The following is an 18,353-nucleotide window of genomic DNA, read 5'->3' as shown; positions in this document are numbered from 1 at the left end:
GTACCGGGGACAGTTCGCCCCGGTTCCGCCGTACCAACCCTGTGAAGGAACCATGATCACCCCCGAAGTTGCCCGTGCCCGGATCGACGAGATGCACCGCGCCGCAGCGCAGGCCCGCCGCGCGCACGCCGTACCGTCCACCTGGCGCCGGCTGCTGACCCGCAACGCCCGCCACAACTGACCTTCCTATCGCGACCGGTGTCCCGCAGCGAGTGTCCGGGGCCACCGGTCGCTGTCGTTCCGGCGGTCACGAGATAGGCTCTGCCTCATGTTCACGCTCCTGGTGCCGCAGGTCGCGGCTCTCGAAGAGGCCGCGGTCGAGGCTTCGCACATCTCGAAGTGGTGGTACGGCGGGTTCGCGCTCTTCGTCCTCGTCCTGCTGCTGCTCGTCACCGTCATCATGGGCAAGGGCCGGCCGCACAGCTGAGGGGCTTGGTGAAAGGCTGACGTGGCTTTTGTGGAGCGGGTACGACGCATCGGCGTGATGGGTGGCACGTTCGACCCGATCCATCACGGGCACCTGGTCGCGGCCAGCGAGGTGCAGTCGTACTTCGATCTCGACGAGGTGATCTTCGTCCCGACCGGCCAGCCGTGGCAGAAGTCGGATCGCAAGGTCTCGCCGCCCGAGGACCGGTACCTGATGACGGTCATCGCGACCGCGTCGAACCCGCGGTTCTCGGTCAGCCGGGTCGACATCGACCGGCCGGGTCCGACGTACACGATCGACACCCTGCGGGACCTGTCCAAGCTGTACCCGGATGCCGAGCTGTTCTTCATCACAGGCGCCGACGCGCTCGCCCAGATTCTGACCTGGCGGGACGTCGACGAGATGTTCAAGCTGGCCCAGTTCGTCGGCTGTACGCGGCCCGGCACCGAAAGCCTCGAGCTGCCGCTGGACCAGCTGCCGATGAACCGGATCACCCTGCTCGAGGTGCCGGCGCTGGCGATCTCGTCGACCGAGTGCCGTGCCCGGGTCGCCAAGGGCAACCCGACCTGGTACCTGGTGCCGGACGGCATCGTCCAGTACATCGCCAAGCGTGAGCTCTACACCAACCGTTAGGACGTTTTATGCCTGCCAGTGAACGCGCCATCGAGCTGCTGACCGCGGCTGCGGAAGCGGCCCACGACAAGAAGGCCGAGAATGTCCTCGCCTTCGACGTGTCGGAGCAGCTCGCCATCACCGACGCGTTCCTGGTCGCGTCCGCCTCCAACGACCGCCAGGTGCGCGCGATCGTCGACGCGATCGAGGAGAAGCTCCGCGTCGACTTCGACGCGAAGCCGGTCCGCCGGGAGGGCGCCCGCGAGGGCCGCTGGGTGCTGCTCGACTACCTCGAGATCGTCATCCACGTCCAGCACGACGAGGAGCGCTCGTTCTACTCGCTGGAGCGCCTGTGGCGCGACTGCCCGGTCATCCCGCTGCCGTCGCCCGTCCCTGGTTCGGCTTCGGCGGAATGAGCGCGGGCCGACTGATCGTCTGGCGGCACGGCCGGACGGAATGGAACCTGCACGACAAGATCCAGGGTCAGGCCGACATCCCGCTCGACACGGTCGGCGTAGCGCAAGCACGCGCCGCGGCCGCACGACTCGCGTCCCTCGCGCCGACACGGCTCTTCGCCAGCGACCTGCAACGCGCCGCGTCCACCGCGGGTGAGCTCGCCGCGCTGACCGGCCTGAAGATCGAGTACGACGAGGCGCTCCGCGAGATCGACGTCGACGACTGGGCCGGCCTCACCATGTCCGAGCTCGCCGCCGTCAACCCCGAGGCGGCCACCCGGATCCGCAGCGGCGAACCGCAGCGCCGCGGCTCCAACGGCGAAACCGTCGAAGAAGTCGCTGATCGGTTCGCGGACGCGCTGTCCCGGATCTCCGCGGAGGGATCCTCCGAGGACACCATCGTGATCGCCACCCACGGCCTCGCCGCCCGCGTCGGCATCTGCCTGTTCCTCGGCATCCCGCAAGCCAACTGGCCCGCCTTCGGAGGCCTCGCCAACTGCAACTGGGTCTCCCTCCTCCCCGGTCGCTCCGGCTGGCGAATCGAAGAATGGAACGCCGGCAGCCTCCCCGAACCAGTAATGAGCGACGACCCCCAAAGGTAAGCAGGACACCGCTTCGCGGCGGCTCTCCTTTGCGCCTTCGGCGGGCGCGCATCCTGCCCCTCGTCGAACCGTCCACGGCGTACGAACTGTGGTTGAGGCGCGCAGGATGGACACCGCTTCGCGGCGGCTGCGTGAGGCGCGCGCCCCGCGCCTCACGCACTGTCCTCGGCGTACCAACTGTGGTTAGAGAACGCAGCGGTAACCGCTTCGCGGCGGCTGTCTTCTGGCCGCCTCCGGCGGTGCGCGCACTGGTCCTCGCCGCACGGCCCGTGGCGGATTGGTTGCCCCCGTGGAGTGGTGTGGCAGGGCAACCGGTTGGTGGTGGATCCTGCCTGCTTCGGGGCACTCGGGGCCGCGGTGCGACGTACTGTGTGCGGCGGATAAACCGTGCAGATCAGGCTCCCGCCGTACCCGCCGACAGGCCGCAAACAGCCTGCTGTCTACCTCACCAGCCCCACGAGGGAACCGATTTTTCTTTGCAGGCACTCATCCGCTAAGCTTTCGGAGTCGCAAGACACCGCGGGGCTTTGGCGCAGTTGGTAGCGCGCTTCCATGGCATGGAAGAGGTCAGGGGTTCGAATCCCCTAAGCTCCACCGCAGATCAGAGGCCGGTTCTCCACTCGGAGAACCGGCCTTCTTCATGACCTGAGTGATTAAGTGAGTGACTACAGGTTCCGGCGCAAGGTCTGGTCCATCGCCTCCGCTCCCTCGATCAGGAACGGCCGCCGTAGCTGTGCCGCAGCTCCCCGGCGACAGCTCATCGAGGAGTTGCGAGCACCTTGCCGATGGCGTGCCGCGCGTAGTTCGCGAGGGCCGGGTTGGTGTCCTTGAAGTACCGCAGCACAATCAGGGCCTGGGACAGCACGCGGCCGCGTCCGCGGGGCCATGTCGCGTCGTCCAAGTCGCCAGAGGCGTGCCGGCCCTCCGGACAGCCTGACCTGCGCTCAAACTCGCCTCGCAACATCTCGCAACAACCCTTGACCGCAATCACGTGCAAGCGGAGGGTAGTCACCGGCAACCAACCGCAACCGCCCACCCAGGGAGATCAACATGCGTCTGACCTTGATCGCAGGCGATCCCGATTCGAACCCGAACAACTCACCCACGCTCTACAAGACCGACCGGGGCAGCTGGGTCGTCCAAGGTTGGGTCATCAACGACGCGGACGCGCTCGCTACGCTCAACCTTCCTGATGGTGAGTCCGCCGTCGAGATCCCGGATCGGATGATCCCGTTCTTCTTCCAGGAGGGTCGTGCAGCAGATAACGTCTGACGATCTGTCCGAGCTGCTGTCGTCGTTTCAGCGCTCGGCGGTTCACCTCGAGACCCGTGATGCCTACGGCACCGAAACTGAGCTGCCCTATATGGCCAAGTGGGCTCGAGGCGAGCCGGATGACCTTGCCTGGCTCGAAGAGTGGTGCCAAGAACTGCGCGACCACGTGCGCGCCGGTCGGAGTATCCGGCGGGCCCGCGTCGTCTCCGAGCCTCTGAGCGACTACCAGCGCTGGAGTTACAGCATCGCTCACCCCATGGTCGACGCAGGCGAGGACATCCGCTGGGTACCGCGCCGGCTCACGTCAACCATCTGCCTGCCGGGCAACGACTTCTACCTCATCGACGACCAACAAGTCGTGTTCTTGCACTACGCCGGGTCCGGCTTGAACACGGCCTTCACCATCACGACCGACGCGGCCGTCATCGAGATGTGCTCGGCCGCCTTCGAGAAGGTCTGGGCACTCTCCATTCGGCACAGTGAGTACAAGCCCGTCTGACGCCGCCCGCAAGGCTCAGCAAGCACTCGGCCTGCGGCTGCGGGAACTGCGCAAAGATGCCGGTCTGTCCGGTCGCGAACTCGCGGTCGCGACAGGCTGGCACTTTACGCGTGTCAGCAAGATCGAGAACGGCGTCCAGGGCCCGACCGATCCGGACATCCGCACCTGGTGCGCCGCCTGCTCAGCCGAGGACCAGATCCCCGACCTCATCGCGCAAGCCCGCGCCGTGGAGTCCATGTACATGGAGTTCAAACGCCGTACCCGCGCCGGCATGAAGCAGCTCCTCCAGACGCGCGGCGACCTGTTCGAGCGAACCGAACGTTTTCGGATCTACGAGCACAACGTCATCCCCGGCTTGTTCCAGACCGCTGAGTACGCCGCCGAGTTGCTGAGCTTCTGGATCGACTTCTTGGACACGCGTAACGACATCGAGGCCGCGGTGGCGGCCCGAATTGAGCGCCAAGCCATCTTGTACCGGGCAGCCAAGACCTTCTCCGTGGTTCTGGAAGAAGCCGCTATCCGCACGCAGTTCGGCACCGCGGCCACTATGGCGGGCCAGCTCGACCGCTTGTTGTCGGTCATGACACTGCCCAACATCTCGTTTGGCGTCGTCCCCCTAATGGTGCAGCGCCGGACCGTGGGGTCGACCGGCTTTTGGATCTTCGATGACGCACTGGTGTCGCTTGAAACGCCGACCGCCAGCATCGACGTAAGTCAGCCTCAAGAGATTGGGCTGTATGAGCGAATGTTCGAGGAACTGCGTCAGCCGGCGGTCTACGGACGCGATGCCCGCCGCCTGATCCTGCGCGTCCTGGACGAATTGGGGTAGCAACTGCTCGCAACTACCTGGTAGTTGCTGGCGGCCCCTTTGTAGCGTCGTTGGTATGACCACCGCCGTGCGCACTCGGGATCTGCAGCGCGTACATCCCGCAGGGACCTGCTACTCGCTCTCCTGTAACTGCGATCCTGAGGACCGCGGTCAACAGTCCGAGCATCCGCGCGCCTGCGCCTACCTGCGCGAACATCTCTTGATGTGCACGTCTGAAGTCAACCGGACCAAGGAACGCCTAACTCAGTTCGCTGCGACCTCCGACCTCGAACTGGCGGCCATCTTTGTTGAGGAAGGCACCCGATCGCCGGCTGCCTTCGGCCGCCTGCTTGACACTGTCGTCCGCGACCAGATCGAGAGGGTGCTCCTGCCGAGCATGCTGCACTTTGCTGTGCTCGGGTCTCGGGGTCGTATCAAGGACTATTTCGAAGCCGCAACTGGTGCACAGGTGCTCACGATGCCGTGATGGCTCCCACCGGCCAGGCGAGCGCCGTCCGAGCTCCCACGCAGACGCTCGGCCTCGCTTCCCATTCGTCCCTGCCTGAGCTCTCGTCACCCCTGTCTTCCCCTGACGGCTCAGGCGGGGACCCAAGACCGGCCGGCGCGGTGTAGTGAATGAGGCCTGCACTGCGCCAGCCGTTCCACTAGTACTTGCGAGCCGTTCCTCTAATCATGAGGCCTACACGAAGCTGCGAGCACCTTGCTGACGGCGTGGTGTGCGTAGTTTGCGAGTGCTGGGTTGGTGTCCTTGAAGTAGCGCAACACGATCACGGCTTGGGAGAGCACGCGCCCGCGTCCGCGGAGCCATGTCGGGTCGTCCACGTCCAGCGTGGCGCGGAACTCGTCGTGGACGCTCGCGGGCAGCAGGTACCACACGGGGAACAGATCGCACGCCGGATCGCCGACACCGCACGTCTCGAAGTCGAGTACCGCGGTCAGCCGGCCCTCCGCCGACACGAGCAAGTTGCTCGGCGTCAGGTCCGAGTGCACCCACACCTCGCGTCCGTCGTACGGCGCCGCGAGCGACTCCTCCCACGACGCCAGCGCTGCGTGCGTGTCGATCAGGCCATCCAGCTCGCTGATCGCCTCCCGCGTCGCGGAGTCCATCGAGTCCATCGGAGCGCGCGTCCGGCGCTCGCCCGGGTACGCAGGTGGCCGGTCCGGCAGGTTGATTCGCCGGAAGGCGTCGACGAACGCCGCGAGGTCCGTCGCCAGCCCACGCGGATCAACCAGCGCGTGGGGGGACGGGTGCGTGCCGGCGAGCCAGCGGTGGACGGACCACTCGCCCGGGTACGCCTCGGTGGCCGAGCCGATCGCCTCGACAGAAGGGATGGCCACGGGCAGGAACGGCGCGAGTGCGGCGAGTTTTGCCTGCTCCCGTCGTACTTCGTCGGTGATCGAGGGGCGGTGCGGCAGCCGTACGGAAAGGTCGGTACCGAGGCGGTAGATCGCGTTCACCAATCCGCTGGAGTCGACCGGCTCCAGCGGCAACGCGGCCCACTGCGGGAACTGCGCGGCCACCAGCTCGCGGACGAGCGGTGTGCTGATGGCTGCCTGGTCGACGTGGGAAGTCACGAGCCCATCCGACCGATCGGCCCCGTCCGCTGTCAACCGAGTTCTGATCCTGCCGTGCCGTGGATCCCCGCGACGGCCCATCATGCTGGAGTTAGCTCCCAGCGAATCAGAGGCCGGTTTACCAGTCGGGCCTTTGCATGACGGCAGTATCTCGTCCATCGCTCCGCACGACGGCGGCTCGTTGGCCGCGACGGCGCGTACGTCGTCGTGGCAGTTTGGGCTTCCGGACGCTGATCGTCCGGAATCGGGCGTACCGTGCCAATATGTCCGACTTCAAAATCAAGGCGCTCACGCCGGAGACGTTCGACGACTTCGCCGCTCTCGTCGAGCGGAACAAGGGCATGTTCGCCAGCTGCTGGTGTACGCATTTCCATCCCGAGTGCGCGGAGAAGGGGCAGAGCGCCGAGGGAAACCGGGCGCTGAAGCAACGTCTGGTCGCCGACGGGATCGCGCACGCGGCGCTGGTGTACGACGGCGATCGAGCCGTCGCCTGGGCGGAGTACGGATCACCCGAGGAACTGCCCAACATCCAGCACCGCAAAGAGTACGTCGCCACTGCCGAGCGGCTGCCCGACTATCGGGTCACCTGCATCCTGGTCGAGCGCGATCGTCGCGGTCACGGCCTGGCGGCGATCGCCCTGCGCGGAGCCGTCGAGTTGATCGCGCAGGCCGGAGGCGGCCTGGTTGAGGGCTATCCGCACGACACCGGCGGGGTCCGGAAGAAGAACTCGTCGTTCCTCTACAACGGCACCCGCACGATGTACGAGCGCGAGGGATTCACCTACGACCGGCCCAAGGGCCTGGGCAACTGCGTGATGGTGCGCGACGTCGCCCCCGCCACGCGCGACTGAACCCGTCTCTCGCTCCACCGCAGGTGAGGAATGTCAGGAGGCTGTTGGCGGCCAGTGGTGGTTGCGCCACTCGGCCCAGGTTGCGAATCCGGCCGGTGGGTCATCGATGGGTTCGGTGCCGTCCAGTTCGCCTGGTGTCGGGATATCGATGCTGGCGGCCCACTCGACCAGTTCCTCGTCGGACATGGGCCAGGTCGTGTGTGGCGCTTCGGCTTGGCGCTGATCGAGTCGTTTCCGCTGTTCGGTTGCGGCCAGCTCGAAGTACCGCATCTCTACCATCGCGCCGATGTCTGCTGCGGCCTGACGTAGAGCGGAGCGTTCGTCCCGACTCCAGAGGCCGTAGTCGATCACGACGTTGTTGCCGAGTTCGAGAGAGCGCAGTCCGATCTGGATCAGTCGTCCTTCGATCACACGCTGGGCCGCGGGCGGGTTCTCGTGCCCGTAGAGGGCCTTCACCCATTCATCCTTCGTCAAGCGAAGTGCCTGGTGCTCGATCTCGATGCGCCGCGCAGCAGTGGTCTTCCCGGTACATGGAAGTCCCACGGTCAAGAACAGTGTTGGTTGCCTGGTCATCACCGCCCATCCAAGCAGAATGGCCGCCCACCGGGACGCATTCGCCAGGGCTCTTCTGGCCTGAACGGCCAAGCCGTCCCGACGCATCACCGACCGCGCTCAGAGGCAGTTGGCCTGTCGATGTAGTTTCATGCCAGTTCAACGGTCTTGGAGGAGTTGATGCTGGGATGACGCCACGATCGATGCCCACGCAGGATGACGTGCTCGGGTACTTCGACACGTTGTCGAACTGGGGGCGGTGGGGCGATGACGACGAGCTCGGCACTCTGAACCACATCACCGACGAGGTCCGGCTGGCGGCGGCGCGGGCGGTGCGCCACGGCCGGAGTGTGTCGTGCGCCTGGGAGATCGCCGTACCGGAAGAAATGGAGCGGGCGACGAACTCGTGCCCGTGCGCCGTCGACATGCCGGGAGCCGAACACATGCCGCCCCATTTCCACAAGGACCGGCACTGGGGCTTCTCGAACGAGCGGCTCGGCATCATGTTCCACGGCAACACGATCACCCACCTGGATTCGCCGTGCCACATCTTCTGGGACGGCAAGATGTACAACGGCCGATCGCACTCGCTGGTCGACGCGGAGACCGGTTCGGCCTGGGCGGCCGTCACGGCGGCGGCGAACGGGATCGTCACGCGGGGAGTCCTCCTGGACGTTGCAGCAGTCCGCGATGTGCCGTGGCTGGAGCCAGGTGAAGGAGTGTTCCCCGAGGATCTCGAGGAGGCCGAGCGTCGCCAGGGCGTGCGCGTCCAATCCGGCGATGCGGTACTTCTGCGGACCGGCTACGGTCGCGCTCGCCACGAGGCAGGTCCCGCCGGCGGCATCACGCAGGCCGGGTGGCACGCGTCCTGCCTGCCGTGGCTGCGGGAACGGGAGGTCGCGTTGATCGGCGCCGACACGCCCCAGGACGTACAGCCTTCCGGGTACGACGTACTGATGCCGGTGCACGCCGTGAGCCTCGTCGCGATGGGTCTGTGGATGCTCGACAACTGCGACCTGGAGGAGTGCGTGGCAACGGCTGCCGAACTCGGCCAGTGGGACTTCCAGCTCGCGATCGCGCCGGTCCGTTTCGCCGGTACGTCGGGCAGCCCAGTCAACCCGATCGCCACCTTCTGACTGCGATCCTCGCGCACATGAGGAGGCCGAACGTCGCAGGGCGGCGTACTGTCGAAGGCATGGACGTGGGGGCGGGCCTTCGGGAGCGTGTGGAATCTGGGTTGTGGCCACTGGTTGAGGGCTTTGTCAGCTCGCACGACGTGGCAGGGCTGGCGGTTGCGGTGGTGCGGGATGAGGAGGTTGTCTCGCGTGGGTTCGGCGTTCGTGACGTCGGGACCGGTACGCCGGTCACGCCCGAGACGATGTTCCACCTGGCTTCGGTGTCGAAGCCCTTCGTCGCGACCGCGATCGTGTCTGTGGCGACCGCTCGCGGCGCCGGCGAACCGGTGCTCGATCTCGATGCTCCAATCACCGATTGGGTGCCTGAGTTCACGCTGGCCGACGGTCGCGAAGGGGAGGTCACAGCCCGGCGCCTGTTGAGCCACTCGAGTGGACTCCCCGACGTCGAGAGCTACGGCTGGCACGATCCTCAGCTCGGCGACGAAGCGCTCAGCGAGTTCGCTCGCAGCATCTCGGACTGGCGTCTGCAGTCGGAGCCGGGCTCGGCGTTCTCCTACTCGAACGCCGGGTTCGAGCTGCTCGGGCTGTTGCTGTCCAGGGTCATGGGCACGACGTTCGAGAAGGCAATGCAGCAACAGGTCCTCGCTCCACTCGGACTGCGGAACAGCACCTTCCTGCGCGGCGACGTACCCGCGCACCTCGCTGCGTCACCGCACGTGGGAATGCCGCTGTCGGTGCCCGAGGGCGCCTATCCGTACACCAGGCGCCATGCGCCCAGTTCGACCCTGCACTCCAACCTGGTCGAGATGTGTCGCTGGATGGTGGCCCACTTCGAACCGGTCAAGGGATCCGACGGGCACTGGGCGCGGCTGGATCCTGGACTGGTCGAGCAGATGTGGCAGCCGGTGATGCCGGTAGAGCGCCCACCGTGGATGGATTCGGTAGGACGCAGCTGGTTCGTGGGCAGCTATCGCGGGTATCGAACGGTGGGCCACGGCGGCTCGGACCCCGGGTTCGGGTCGAAGGTAGTGATGGTGCCTGAGCTGCGGACGGGCGTCGTTGTGCTGGCCAATTCCAACAACATCCCTGCGCCGGACATCGCCGCGGCGGCGCTCGATATCGCCCTCGCCGACGTACCGCTCTCGGCGAAGCCTGACGGGATGACCGACCTCCGCGCCTTCCCGCGCTCGGTCGTCGGACCTGTCGCCGAGGTGCTGAGAGCCTCGGGACCGGAGGCCGCCAAGGTGGAGCTCGGCCGACTGGCCGGGGTCGAGCCGGCCGAGTTCGACCTCGACGAGGGATTCGTCGACGCGACGTGGGGAGCGATGGAGCTGCACCTCCCGAGCCTGGTCTGGCCCCTCCTGCGACTGTGGACCGACGTACGCCCGGACTCGTCCGATGCCTGGACGATGACCGGATGCGCCCATCAGCTCGACGGGCAGCTCGACCTCGCGAGGAGCGCCCTCCGCCGCGCCATCGACCTCAACCCCGAGAACGACGACGCCGCGCAGATCCTGAGCAAGATCCCATCCTGATCCGGCGGCCGAACCCTCCATGACACGGAAGAGGCCAGGGATCCCTGAGCTCCACAGCAGATCAGAGGCCGGTTTCCCACTCGGGAGACCGGCTTCTCGTATGACCTGACTGCTGGGCGAAGCTGTCAGATTCATCCCCGTGGGGTGACGTTGCCCCGTGTGTTGGCGGCGACGATGGGTGCGGCAGGCGCGTAGGCCGGCGTCACGTTGGCCGCGAACTGGACAAGAACAGCGCAGTCACCGTGTTGGCCTGCGCTCGGTTTGATGGAAGGCAGGGAGTGCACCATGGCCGCGTTTACGGTGTGGAAGTTCGACAGTCCGGCTGGCGCCGGGGGCGCTGCCTCGATCCTCAAGGGCTGTGAGGCAGATGGGTTGGTGAAGGTCCTCGACCACGCGGTCGTCTCGTGGCCCAGGGGTGAATCGCATCCGACCACCAAGCAGAGTCACGAGGAAACCTGGCGCGGAACGGGGTGGGGGCATTGTGGGGAGTCCTTCTCGGTTCCCTCTTCTTTGTGCCCGTGATCGGTGGCGTGGCCGGGGCCGCGATCGGCGCGATCAGCAAGATGACGCAGGACGCCGGAATCACCAAGGAGCAGCTGCACAAGATCCGCACCGAGGTGACAGCTCCGCGCAATTGGCGGCGTGGGTTTGGGGAGGGTTACTTCCCGGATTGGGTAGGTAATCCTCCCCAGGTTCGGGACCTCAGCTGGTGAGGTTTTGGAGGAAGCGGGTGGGGGTGAGGGTGTAGTTGTGGGATTGGTAGAAGGTGTGCGCTTGGGTTCGGTGGGGTGAGCTGGTTACTTCTATGCGGAGGCAGCCGTGGTGGGTGGCGAAGGACTCGGCGGCTGCGATGAGGCGGGAGCCGATGCCTTGGCGGCGGGCTTGGGTGGAGACGACCAGGGCGACGATGCGGGCCCAGGTGCCTTCGCGTTCGAAGAACGGGCAGGTGTGTACGGCGATGACCCCCAGCACACCCTGGTCGGTGTCGGCGACGTAGACCGCTCCGGCGGGGTCCTCGGACCAGGTCTGGATACGGGCCGCGGTCGCCGCCGGATCAGATTGCGGATAGCCCAGCTCGGCCAGTAACTCGTTGATGGCGACGGCGTCCGCAAGACGGGCGAGACGGATGTCCATCAGGCGATCGGGAAGTCGAAGTACGTGTCCGGGTACGGCTCGTCCAGCAACGTGTAGTGCCACCACTCGTGGTCGCACCGGCTGAAACCCGCGGACTCCATGATCGAGCAGAGGTGCCGGCGGTTCTCAGCTTCGAGCGAGGTGATGCCGGTTGCGCCGTGGTGCGAGATCGAGTCCATCAGGTCGTGGTGGCCGCCCATCGGAGCCAGCTCGCCGGTCGTCAGGTCGTACAGCGTGAGGTCGACGGCACTACCGCGGCTGTGGCCGGACTTCGTTGCTACATAGCCCTTTTCGAACATCTCATGACGGTCGATGTTCGGATAATGCCGTAGCCTCGTCCGCCCGTCCTCCGGCTGTTCGGCCCAACGCAGGAAGCTGTCCACGGCACGTTGCGGCCGATAGCCGTCCCACAGCAGCAGACCGAAGCCCCGCGGTTCCGCCTTCTCTCGCGCTCTCTCCAAGGCTGCGCAAAGAGCTCGAGTGCCGACGATGCGGTTCACCAGGTAGCCGTCCACCGGTTTGCCGGTGAAGTTGTCCCACGTGGCGTACTTGGAGTCCCACCGAATCCCTGACGTCACCTCGTCCACAAAGGCGAAGTCAGCGTTCACTGCAGCTTCCCGGTCAGAGTCACCGACACCAGCCGATCGATCACTTCACTCAGCGGTACGCCGGCGGCCGCCATCATCCTGGGATAGCGGCTGTACGACGTCATACCGGGCAAGGTGTTGACCTCGTTGAGGACTGCCTTCCCGTCCGCCGTGAGGAACATGTCGACACGCGCCAGCCCGCCGCACCCCAACGCGCGGTACACGGCCTGCGCGGTCTCCTGGATGAGCGCGCGCGACTCCTCCGAGATGTCGGCGGGTACGACGAACGTCGAGTTCTCGGAGCCGGTCTCGGGTGAGTCCTCCTGGTGGATCTTGAAGAAGCCGTGCGAGAGTGCGATGCGATCGAGCTCGCCGGTCATCAGATCCACCTCGTTCCCGAGGACCGCGCAGCCGACCTCACTGCCGATGACAGCCTCTTCGATCAGCACCTTCGCGTCGTACAGGCCTGCAGCTTCCAAAGCATCAGGCAGTTCCGAGCTGCTGGACACCTTGTTGACGCCGAAGGACGAACCCGAACGCGCCGGTTTCACGAAGACGGGATACGGGAGCTCCTCGGGATCGAGGTCGGGCGTGGCTGTCCAGAAGTTCGGCGTCGCGATGCCGGCGCTGCTGGCGACCGTGTAGGTCAGGGACTTGTCGATGCACTGCACGGAACTCTGCACATCACAGCCCACGTAGGGGATTCCGGACAGTTCCAGCAGGCCCTGGATCGCGCCGTCCTCGCCGCGTTTGCCGTGCAGCACCGGAAACACCAGATCGAGGTTGATCGTCTGGTACTGCCCCTGCCGGATCCGGGAACCCAACCGGTCGGACTCCAGCACGAGCAGGCCCTGCATGCTGCTGTCGGGCGACAGGACCACCGGACGGCAGTTGCCGTTCTCCCAGTCCGGACCAGGGCGGTCGCAGAGTTTCCAGGCGCCGTGCTCCGTGATGCCGATGTAGAACGGCTCGTACTTGTCGAGGTCGAGGTTCTTCGCGACCTCCTGCGCGGACTTGACCGAGATGTGGTGCTCCTCGGAAATACCCCCGAAGAGGACGCCGATCTTCAACCTATCCATGCTGTTCCCTGCTTCCGAAGTTCAGGCAATTGATGATGGAGTTCTCGACCGTGTCGCTCAGTGCGTGGTCGGTGTAGTAGGCGGTGTGCGGGCTGATGATCACGTTCGGCAGTTTCTGCAGGCGCAGCAGCAGGTCGCTCTCGACTGGTTCGTCGCGCCGGTCGGCGTAGAAGATGCCTTCCTCGCCTTCGAGTACGTCGAGTGCGGCGCCGCCCAGCCGCCCGCTTTCGAGGGCGTCGACCAGTGCCTCGGTGTCGAGGAGTGCTCCACGTCCGGTGTTGACCACGAACGCGCCGGGCTTCAGTTGCCCGATTCGCCGGCGATCCAGGAAATGATGGGTTTCCGCGGTAAGCGGCGTGTGCAGCGTGACGATGTCGCTCTGCAGCAGGAGTTCGTCCAGCGGAACACGTGTTCCGGGATCCTTGTCATAGGCGAGCACTCGGCACCCGAACCCGCGCAGCCGGTCGATCACCGCCCTGCCGATGCGACCTGTTCCGATGACCCCGACGGTCAGGTCCCGGAGCTCTAGCCCGCGGGTGGCACTCAACCGATAGTCGTGGACGTCGGCGCGCCGGAGGACCGACTTCATGTTGCGCACCGCCATCAGCATCAGCATCAGCGTGTAATCCGCCACGCTGTCAGGCGAGTAGGCGACATTCTCGACGCAGATGCCGACGCGCTCGGCGTACCGCACGTCGATGTGGTTGTATCCAACGCTTCGGGTGGAGATGTACGCCACGCCGATCCGGCTGAGGGCGAGCAGGGTGGCGTTCGTGACGCGAGTCTTGTGGCCGACGCTGATGCATCGGCTGCCGAGGGCCAGTTCGGCAAGGTCCTCGGACACTGCCGCTGACGTGATGATCGGAGCGATGCCGAAGCGTGGCGCCAGTTCCCGGAACAAGGCGGCCTCGTCGGGTTCACAGCCGAAGACGGTGATGCCCGCGACGGTGCGCCGTACCGCGGTAGCAGCCGGTTCGCTGTAGGTCATGCCTCCAAGTCAAAGGGAGGTCGTGTTGCCAGCCTGTATCCGGTTTTCGATATGCCGACGAAATGTCGCCGGGTCGCGCCACCAGCGACGCGACGCCAACGCGGCCAGCCCGGCACCGGCGGCGTTGAGCAGTACGTCGTCCACGGACGACACCCGATCGAGCCGCAGCACGTACTGCGCGATCTCGATCAGCAGCGAGCAGCCCGCTCCGAGTGCGAGGACGCGCGGTATCGATGCCAAAAAAGAAAACCGAAGCGGTGCGAAGAATCCGAGCGCCGCGAACACCAGCAGATTGCCGACGATGCCAGGCGCCGTCATCGAGAACAGATCCCGCAGCGGGATCAGGCTGAACCGACCCGGGACCTCGCCGGCATGACTGCCCGGCAGCATCGTCATCCAGACCCACGGCACCGTCCCGTAGATCATGCCGACCTCGGCCACCGACGTACGCCAAAGCCGCGCGCCAGAACGTCGCCACACGAGAAGGAAGACCACCAGCACGGCCACCGGCGCGGTGGCGATCGTGAGCAGTACGACTCCGTTGAAGGTGCTGACCAGGTGGTGCCAGTCCTTGACCATCACGCTATCTTCGCTTGCCTCTCAGGTACTCGCGCCGCCTCATGTAGAGGTCGAAGGCCCGATACATCACCGGCCGCAGCGGCAGGTCCCACTCCCCGACGTACCGTACCGCCTGACCGCCGGTGCCGACCTTGAATTGGATCAGTCCGACGTGCGGATCGTCGACGTCGAGGGTCGGGGTGATGCCGCGGAGGTCGTAGACGTCGCAGCCGGCCGCGAGCGCGTCGCGCATCATCGCCCACTGGCAGGCGTTCGAGCCGCGCACCTCCCGCTTCTCGGTCGCGGAGGCGCCGTACGAGTACCACGCATACGCTCCGACCCGGACCAGGATCGTGGCGGCGACCAGATCGCCCTGGTGGTGGGCCAGGTAGAGCTTGATCCGCTCAGGGTCCTCCGCGCTCAGCTCAGTGAACATCCTCTCGAAGTACCGCAGCGGCCGCGGCACGAAATGATCGCGCTCGGCGGTATGCACATACAAGTCGTGAAACGCCTTCAAGTCCGACCCGACCGTGACCTCGACGCCCGCCTTGGCCGCCTTCTTGATGTTGCGGCGCCACAGCTGATTCATGCCTCCGAGTACGTCGTCCTCACTCCGCCCGGCCAGCGGAACCTCGTACTTGAACTGCGGCTGCCCGGCCCCGAACCCGTCCTCCGGGCTCTGCGGCAGCCAACCCGCGTCGCGCAGCCAACCAGCCACCCGTGCACCGACCGGATCGACGCTCCCGCCAGGCACGTCCGTGAGCCGGCTGATGTCCGGGTCCGCGATCCCGGCCTTGACCTGCGGAGCGCTCCAACTGTCCGTGCGGAGCGGCGGAACCAGCCGGATCGCGAACGCACCCTGTGCCTTCAGGTACGCCGCCAACGGGTCGAGCCACCTGCTGAGATCGCCGGTCCAGTCGATGGACGGCCCATCGGGCAGATAAGCCAGCGTATGGCGCTCCAGGCGTGGCACCGGCCGGTGCAGCACAAGGCCCGCCCCGGCGAGCCGCCGCCCGTCGTACCAGCCGAGAGACTCGCTCCGCCACTCGGTCTTCACGCGGCCCCAGGCGGGGGTCTGAAGGAAGCTGACCGACCGCTGGGCCCGGACGAACTCCAGATGCTCCGCCGAGGTGATCGGCGCGACGGTCAGCGTCACCCCTGCATCCTCGGATCGTGCGTCGGGTCGGCGTACCTGGGCGGGCAGCCGCGCGTGACGGCCTCCGGGCGCAGCTCGTAGTGCCACGGCTCGTTGTCGTAGATCTGGCACAGCCCATACCTGGAACCATGCTCGGACAGCCAGGCCGTCGCGTCGGAGCGCCCGATGTCGATCGCCTGCCCCGCCACGTGCGGCGACGTCGTAGGGGTGGCGACCCAGCGGGCCGCTTCCTGCTCGGAGCCGTACTTCGAGACAGCCTCCTGGAGCAGGTGCTGCTGGTACGCCGGCGTACGCCAGCCGCTGTTGACGTAGAACTTGACCCCGTCGTCCGCGGCATCCGTCGCAGCCTTGCGCAGGGCAACGAGCAGGGCGGGATCGAGGTTGGCGACCGCGGGGATGTCGTCGAAGACCGTGACACCGTCAGGTACGGCGCCGTCCGTCTCGCCGAGCGTGGATCCGGCCGAAAAGGACGGGAACGCGAGCGACTGGTGGATGAACACGCCGATGATCGCCACGTTCGCGATCAGCAGCGTCGCACGGATGGTCATCTTGGTACGGCGGCCTGCTGCCGGTGCGCTGACGGACATGGGTCCAGTCAAAACAGGCGGGTGTTGTCGGCGCGTATCCGGTTTTGGATATGCGGGCGATATGTCACGCCTCGTACCATCGAGACTGTGCGGGTACTGATCGTCGAGGACGAACCTGAGATGGCGGACGCCATCCGGGCCGGCCTGCGCCTCGAAGCGATCGCCGCCGACGTGGCCGGTGACGGCGACACCGCGCTGGAACTGCTGAGCATCAACACCTACGACATCGCCGTTCTGGACCGCGACATCCCCGGCCCGTCCGGTGACGAGATCGCCAAGCGGATCGTTGCCTCCGGCAGCGGTATGCCGATCCTGATGCTGACCGCGGCCGACCGGATGGACGACAAGGCGTCCGGGTTCGAGCTCGGCGCCGACGACTACCTCACGAAGCCGTTCGAACTTCAGGAACTCGTCCTCCGGCTCCGGGCGCTCGACCGCCGGCGCGCCCACAACCGGCCGCCGGTGCGGGAGATCGCGGGACTGCGGCTGGACCCGTTCCGCCGCGAGGTCTACCGCGACGGCCGGTACGTCGCTCTCACCCGCAAGCAGTTCGCCGTCCTCGAGGTCCTGGTCGCCGCCGAAGGCGGGGTGGTCAGCGCCGAGGATCTCCTCGCGCGGGCCTGGGACGAGAACGCCGACCCGTTCACGAACGCCGTACGGATCACTGTCTCGGCCCTGCGTAAACGCCTCGGTGAGCCCTGGCTGATCGCGACGGTGCCCGGCGCCGGCTACCGCATCGACACAGCATCCGATCCAGCTTCGGGCACAGCATCCGGCACTGGAGCTGAAGGTCGTGGATAGGGAGCCGGGGCTGAGCGTTCGGCTCAAACTCACCCTCAGTTACGCGGGCTTCATCATGGTGGCCGGTGCCTTGCTGCTCGCGGTCGTCTGGGTGTTCCTGCTGCGTTACGTGCCCGACGTGACCATCGGCCCGATGCGCACCCCCGATCGGTCCGACCTGATCCGTGCCTTCTTCCCGAAGGTGACCATGATGCTGGCGCTCCTGCTGGTCTTCGGTCTCGTCGGCGGCTGGATTCTGGCCGGCAGCATGCTCGCGCCGCTGACTCGGATCACCAACGCGACCCGCCTGGCCGCGAACGGTTCGCTGTCGCACCGCATCCATCTGGAGGGCCGCACCGACGAGTTCCGCGAACTGGCCGACGCCTTCGACGTCATGCTCGCCCGGATCGAAGCGCACGACGCCGAGCAGCAACGGTTCGCGGCGAACGCCTCCCACGAACTGCGCACCCCGCTGGCGATCACGCAGACGCTGCTCGACGTGGCCCGCAAGGACCTGAACCGCGACACCGGCGAACTCGTCGAGCGCCTCCATCTGGTCAACACGCGGGCGATCGATCTCACCGAGGCGCTGCTCCTGCTCAGCCGAGCCAACCAGCGGACCTTCATCCGGGAACCCGTCGACCTGTCCCTCCTGGCGGAAGAGGCCACCGAAACGCTACTTCCGCTCGCGGAGAAGCGCGGCCTCACCATCGAGACCTCGGGGGAGGTGACCCCCACCATGGGGTCGAACTCACTTCTCCTGCAGCTGACCACGAACCTCGTGCACAACGCGATCGTCCACAACCTGCCGGACCAGGGCAGCATCTGGGTCCGGACCGGCGTCGGGCCCCGAACCGTGCGGCTCACCGTCGAGAACACCGGCCAGCAACTCACCGCACACCTGGTGTCCACGCTGGTCGAGCCATTTCAGCGCGGAGCCGAACGGGCCCGCTCCGACCACGCAGGCGTCGGCCTCGGCCTGGCCATCGTCAACAGCATCGCGCAGGCCCACAACGGAACTCTCACCCTCAAGCCGCGCGACGGCGGCGGGCTCCGCGCCACCGTGGAACTGCCCCTGCGGAAAGTCGAGAGGAGCCGGGCGCGACGAGCCCGCGACGCCGCGGGGCCCGAAATCTGAC

At 66.4% G+C, this 18,353-nt stretch carries 25 protein-coding genes and 1 tRNA gene; 16 read left to right on the top strand and 10 right to left on the bottom strand.

The window, feature by feature from the left end; all coding sequences use genetic code 11:
• The first annotated feature begins 52 nt into the window (after window positions 1-52).
• The 6 genes from EV137_RS41755 (at window position 53) to EV137_RS10170 (ending at window position 2,690) form a co-directional block, all read left to right on the top strand.
• Window positions 53-181 carry a hypothetical protein gene (locus EV137_RS41755; protein WP_255512140.1) on the top strand — a complete coding sequence of 43 codons (129 nt, stop codon included), beginning with the start codon at window positions 53-55 and terminating at the stop codon, window positions 179-181.
• Between the two features lie 87 nt (window positions 182-268).
• Window positions 269-427, top strand: a complete 159-nt coding sequence (locus EV137_RS40470) for a hypothetical protein (RefSeq protein WP_165546626.1) — start codon at window positions 269-271, stop codon at window positions 425-427.
• Window positions 428-448: 21 nt separating this feature from the next.
• A complete protein-coding gene (gene nadD, locus EV137_RS10185) occupies window positions 449-1,060 on the top strand; it encodes a nicotinate-nucleotide adenylyltransferase (RefSeq protein ID WP_134000444.1) in 612 nt (203 codons plus the stop codon).
• A gap of 8 nt (window positions 1,061-1,068) precedes the next feature.
• A complete protein-coding gene (gene rsfS / locus EV137_RS10180) occupies window positions 1,069-1,455 on the top strand; it encodes a ribosome silencing factor (RefSeq protein WP_131343193.1) in 387 nt (128 codons plus the stop codon).
• Window positions 1,452-2,096 carry a histidine phosphatase family protein gene (locus tag EV137_RS10175; RefSeq protein WP_134128070.1) on the top strand — a complete coding sequence of 215 codons (645 nt, stop codon included), beginning with the start codon at window positions 1,452-1,454 and terminating at the stop codon, window positions 2,094-2,096. Before rsfS ends, EV137_RS10175 begins: the two co-directional genes overlap by 4 nt.
• Before the next feature lie 521 nt (window positions 2,097-2,617).
• Window positions 2,618-2,690, top strand: a tRNA-Ala gene (locus EV137_RS10170).
• Window positions 2,691-2,853: 163 nt separating this feature from the next.
• On the opposite strand, the gene EV137_RS10165 is transcribed toward EV137_RS10170, so the two are convergent.
• Entirely contained in the window at window positions 2,854-2,997 is a 144-nt protein-coding gene (locus EV137_RS10165; RefSeq protein WP_202870867.1) for a hypothetical protein, read from the bottom strand.
• 149 nt (window positions 2,998-3,146) lie between these two features.
• Here EV137_RS10165 and EV137_RS10160 point away from each other — a divergent pair, with 149 nt between their 5' ends.
• From EV137_RS10160 to EV137_RS10145, 4 genes are read left to right on the top strand one after another with little or no spacing between them, the layout of a single operon-like run.
• Window positions 3,147-3,368 (top strand): hypothetical protein, encoded by a 222-nt coding sequence (locus EV137_RS10160; protein WP_134000440.1) that lies wholly within the window; start codon window positions 3,147-3,149, stop codon window positions 3,366-3,368.
• Window positions 3,349-3,867, top strand: a complete 519-nt coding sequence (locus tag EV137_RS10155; protein ID WP_134000437.1) for a DUF6879 family protein — start codon at window positions 3,349-3,351, stop codon at window positions 3,865-3,867. Before EV137_RS10160 ends, EV137_RS10155 begins: the two co-directional genes overlap by 20 nt.
• Window positions 3,848-4,696 carry a helix-turn-helix domain-containing protein gene (locus EV137_RS10150; RefSeq protein WP_134000434.1) on the top strand — a complete coding sequence of 283 codons (849 nt, stop codon included), beginning with the start codon at window positions 3,848-3,850 and terminating at the stop codon, window positions 4,694-4,696. Before EV137_RS10155 ends, EV137_RS10150 begins: the two co-directional genes overlap by 20 nt.
• A gap of 55 nt (window positions 4,697-4,751) precedes the next feature.
• The gene (locus EV137_RS10145) at window positions 4,752-5,162 is read left to right on the top strand and encodes a hypothetical protein (RefSeq protein WP_134128068.1); all 411 of its coding nucleotides are present in this window, start codon (window positions 4,752-4,754) and stop codon (window positions 5,160-5,162) included.
• A 200-nt stretch (window positions 5,163-5,362) separates the two neighbouring features.
• Here the strand turns inward: EV137_RS10145 and EV137_RS10140 are convergent, their stop codons facing one another.
• Window positions 5,363-6,271: an aminoglycoside phosphotransferase family protein gene (locus EV137_RS10140; RefSeq protein WP_238175207.1), complete on the bottom strand. Its 909-nt coding sequence runs from the start codon at window positions 6,269-6,271 to the stop codon at window positions 5,363-5,365.
• A 263-nt stretch (window positions 6,272-6,534) separates the two neighbouring features.
• On the opposite strand from EV137_RS10140, the gene EV137_RS10135 reads away from it, so the two are divergent.
• Window positions 6,535-7,122 (top strand): GNAT family N-acetyltransferase, encoded by a 588-nt coding sequence (locus EV137_RS10135; RefSeq protein WP_134128066.1) that lies wholly within the window; start codon window positions 6,535-6,537, stop codon window positions 7,120-7,122.
• Window positions 7,123-7,155: 33 nt separating this feature from the next.
• Here the strand turns inward: EV137_RS10135 and EV137_RS10130 are convergent, their stop codons facing one another.
• A complete protein-coding gene (locus EV137_RS10130) occupies window positions 7,156-7,695 on the bottom strand; it encodes a P-loop nucleotide/nucleoside kinase family protein (RefSeq protein ID WP_134129492.1) in 540 nt (179 codons plus the stop codon).
• A 182-nt stretch (window positions 7,696-7,877) separates the two neighbouring features.
• Here EV137_RS10130 and EV137_RS10125 point away from each other — a divergent pair, with 182 nt between their 5' ends.
• The 3 genes from EV137_RS10125 to EV137_RS41010 all read left to right on the top strand — a co-directional run bounded on the left by EV137_RS10125 (window position 7,878) and on the right by EV137_RS41010 (window position 11,058).
• On the top strand, window positions 7,878-8,810 hold the full coding sequence (locus tag EV137_RS10125; RefSeq protein ID WP_134128064.1) for a cyclase family protein: 933 nt from the start codon (window positions 7,878-7,880) through the stop codon (window positions 8,808-8,810).
• 17 nt (window positions 8,811-8,827) lie between these two features.
• The gene (locus EV137_RS10120; protein ID WP_134128062.1) at window positions 8,828-10,345 is read left to right on the top strand and encodes a serine hydrolase domain-containing protein; all 1,518 of its coding nucleotides are present in this window, start codon (window positions 8,828-8,830) and stop codon (window positions 10,343-10,345) included.
• A 470-nt stretch (window positions 10,346-10,815) separates the two neighbouring features.
• The gene (locus EV137_RS41010) at window positions 10,816-11,058 is read left to right on the top strand and encodes a DUF1269 domain-containing protein (RefSeq protein ID WP_255517767.1); all 243 of its coding nucleotides are present in this window, start codon (window positions 10,816-10,818) and stop codon (window positions 11,056-11,058) included.
• On the opposite strand, the gene EV137_RS10110 is transcribed toward EV137_RS41010, so the two are convergent.
• Genes EV137_RS10110 through EV137_RS10080 form a run of 7 tightly spaced genes read right to left on the bottom strand, consistent with a single transcriptional unit; the run spans window position 11,048 to window position 16,434 of the window.
• Window positions 11,048-11,479 (bottom strand): GNAT family N-acetyltransferase, encoded by a 432-nt coding sequence (locus EV137_RS10110; RefSeq protein WP_134128060.1) that lies wholly within the window; start codon window positions 11,477-11,479, stop codon window positions 11,048-11,050. The two genes, EV137_RS41010 and EV137_RS10110, sit on opposite strands and share 11 nt — an antisense overlap.
• Window positions 11,479-12,087: a D-Ala-D-Ala dipeptidase VanX gene (gene vanX / locus EV137_RS10105; RefSeq protein ID WP_134128058.1), complete on the bottom strand. Its 609-nt coding sequence runs from the start codon at window positions 12,085-12,087 to the stop codon at window positions 11,479-11,481. Before vanX ends, EV137_RS10110 begins: the two co-directional genes overlap by 1 nt.
• A complete protein-coding gene (vanA, locus tag EV137_RS10100; RefSeq protein ID WP_134128056.1) occupies window positions 12,084-13,145 on the bottom strand; it encodes a D-alanine--(R)-lactate ligase in 1,062 nt (353 codons plus the stop codon). Before vanA ends, vanX begins: the two co-directional genes overlap by 4 nt.
• On the bottom strand, window positions 13,138-14,133 hold the full coding sequence (locus EV137_RS10095) for a D-isomer specific 2-hydroxyacid dehydrogenase family protein (RefSeq protein ID WP_202870863.1): 996 nt from the start codon (window positions 14,131-14,133) through the stop codon (window positions 13,138-13,140). The genes vanA and EV137_RS10095 overlap by 8 nt, the downstream gene beginning before the upstream one ends.
• Before the next feature lie 9 nt (window positions 14,134-14,142).
• Window positions 14,143-14,712: a VanZ family protein gene (locus EV137_RS10090; RefSeq protein WP_134128054.1), complete on the bottom strand. Its 570-nt coding sequence runs from the start codon at window positions 14,710-14,712 to the stop codon at window positions 14,143-14,145.
• A 4-nt stretch (window positions 14,713-14,716) separates the two neighbouring features.
• Complete coding sequence (locus tag EV137_RS10085) at window positions 14,717-15,847, bottom strand: lipid II:glycine glycyltransferase FemX (protein ID WP_134128052.1); 1,131 nt, start codon at window positions 15,845-15,847, stop codon at window positions 14,717-14,719.
• A complete protein-coding gene (locus EV137_RS10080; RefSeq protein ID WP_238175205.1) occupies window positions 15,844-16,434 on the bottom strand; it encodes a M15 family metallopeptidase in 591 nt (196 codons plus the stop codon). The genes EV137_RS10085 and EV137_RS10080 overlap by 4 nt, the downstream gene beginning before the upstream one ends.
• A gap of 87 nt (window positions 16,435-16,521) precedes the next feature.
• On the opposite strand from EV137_RS10080, the gene EV137_RS10075 reads away from it, so the two are divergent.
• A complete protein-coding gene (locus EV137_RS10075; protein ID WP_134000400.1) occupies window positions 16,522-17,235 on the top strand; it encodes a response regulator transcription factor in 714 nt (237 codons plus the stop codon).
• Entirely contained in the window at window positions 17,228-18,352 is a 1,125-nt protein-coding gene (locus EV137_RS10070; RefSeq protein ID WP_134128050.1) for a sensor histidine kinase, read from the top strand. The genes EV137_RS10075 and EV137_RS10070 overlap by 8 nt, the downstream gene beginning before the upstream one ends.
• Window position 18,353 lies beyond the last annotated feature (1 nt).

This window comes from Kribbella pratensis (assembly GCF_004366075.1).
Classification (GTDB): Bacteria; Actinomycetota; Actinomycetes; order Propionibacteriales; family Kribbellaceae; genus Kribbella; species Kribbella pratensis.
Note: the sequence above shows the minus strand (reverse complement) of the source record. Positions and strands in the feature narration are given on the sequence as shown.

Bases quoted from the DNA above. Each gene is read 5' to 3' on its own strand.
- EV137_RS41755 (WP_255512140.1), top strand. From the start codon at position 53: ATGATCACCCCCGAAGTTGCCCGTGCCCGGATCGACGAGATGCACCGC.
- EV137_RS40470 (WP_165546626.1), top strand. From the start codon at position 269: ATGTTCACGCTCCTGGTGCCGCAGGTCGCGGCTCTCGAAGAGGCCGCG.
- rsfS (WP_131343193.1), top strand. From the start codon at position 1,069: ATGCCTGCCAGTGAACGCGCCATCGAGCTGCTGACCGCGGCTGCGGAA.
- EV137_RS10175 (WP_134128070.1), top strand. From the start codon at position 1,452: ATGAGCGCGGGCCGACTGATCGTCTGGCGGCACGGCCGGACGGAATGG.
- EV137_RS10160 (WP_134000440.1), top strand. From the start codon at position 3,147: ATGCGTCTGACCTTGATCGCAGGCGATCCCGATTCGAACCCGAACAAC.
- EV137_RS10145 (WP_134128068.1), top strand. From the start codon at position 4,752: ATGACCACCGCCGTGCGCACTCGGGATCTGCAGCGCGTACATCCCGCA.
- EV137_RS10135 (WP_134128066.1), top strand. From the start codon at position 6,535: ATGTCCGACTTCAAAATCAAGGCGCTCACGCCGGAGACGTTCGACGAC.
- EV137_RS10130 (WP_134129492.1), bottom strand. From the start codon at position 7,695: ATGACCAGGCAACCAACACTGTTCTTGACCGTGGGACTTCCATGTACC.
- EV137_RS10125 (WP_134128064.1), top strand. From the start codon at position 7,878: ATGCCCACGCAGGATGACGTGCTCGGGTACTTCGACACGTTGTCGAAC.
- EV137_RS10120 (WP_134128062.1), top strand. From the start codon at position 8,828: ATGAGGAGGCCGAACGTCGCAGGGCGGCGTACTGTCGAAGGCATGGAC.
- EV137_RS10110 (WP_134128060.1), bottom strand. From the start codon at position 11,479: ATGGACATCCGTCTCGCCCGTCTTGCGGACGCCGTCGCCATCAACGAG.
- vanA (WP_134128056.1), bottom strand. From the start codon at position 13,145: ATGGATAGGTTGAAGATCGGCGTCCTCTTCGGGGGTATTTCCGAGGAG.
- EV137_RS10095 (WP_202870863.1), bottom strand. From the start codon at position 14,133: ATGACCTACAGCGAACCGGCTGCTACCGCGGTACGGCGCACCGTCGCG.
- EV137_RS10090 (WP_134128054.1), bottom strand. From the start codon at position 14,712: ATGGTCAAGGACTGGCACCACCTGGTCAGCACCTTCAACGGAGTCGTA.
- EV137_RS10080 (WP_238175205.1), bottom strand. From the start codon at position 16,434: ATGTCCGTCAGCGCACCGGCAGCAGGCCGCCGTACCAAGATGACCATC.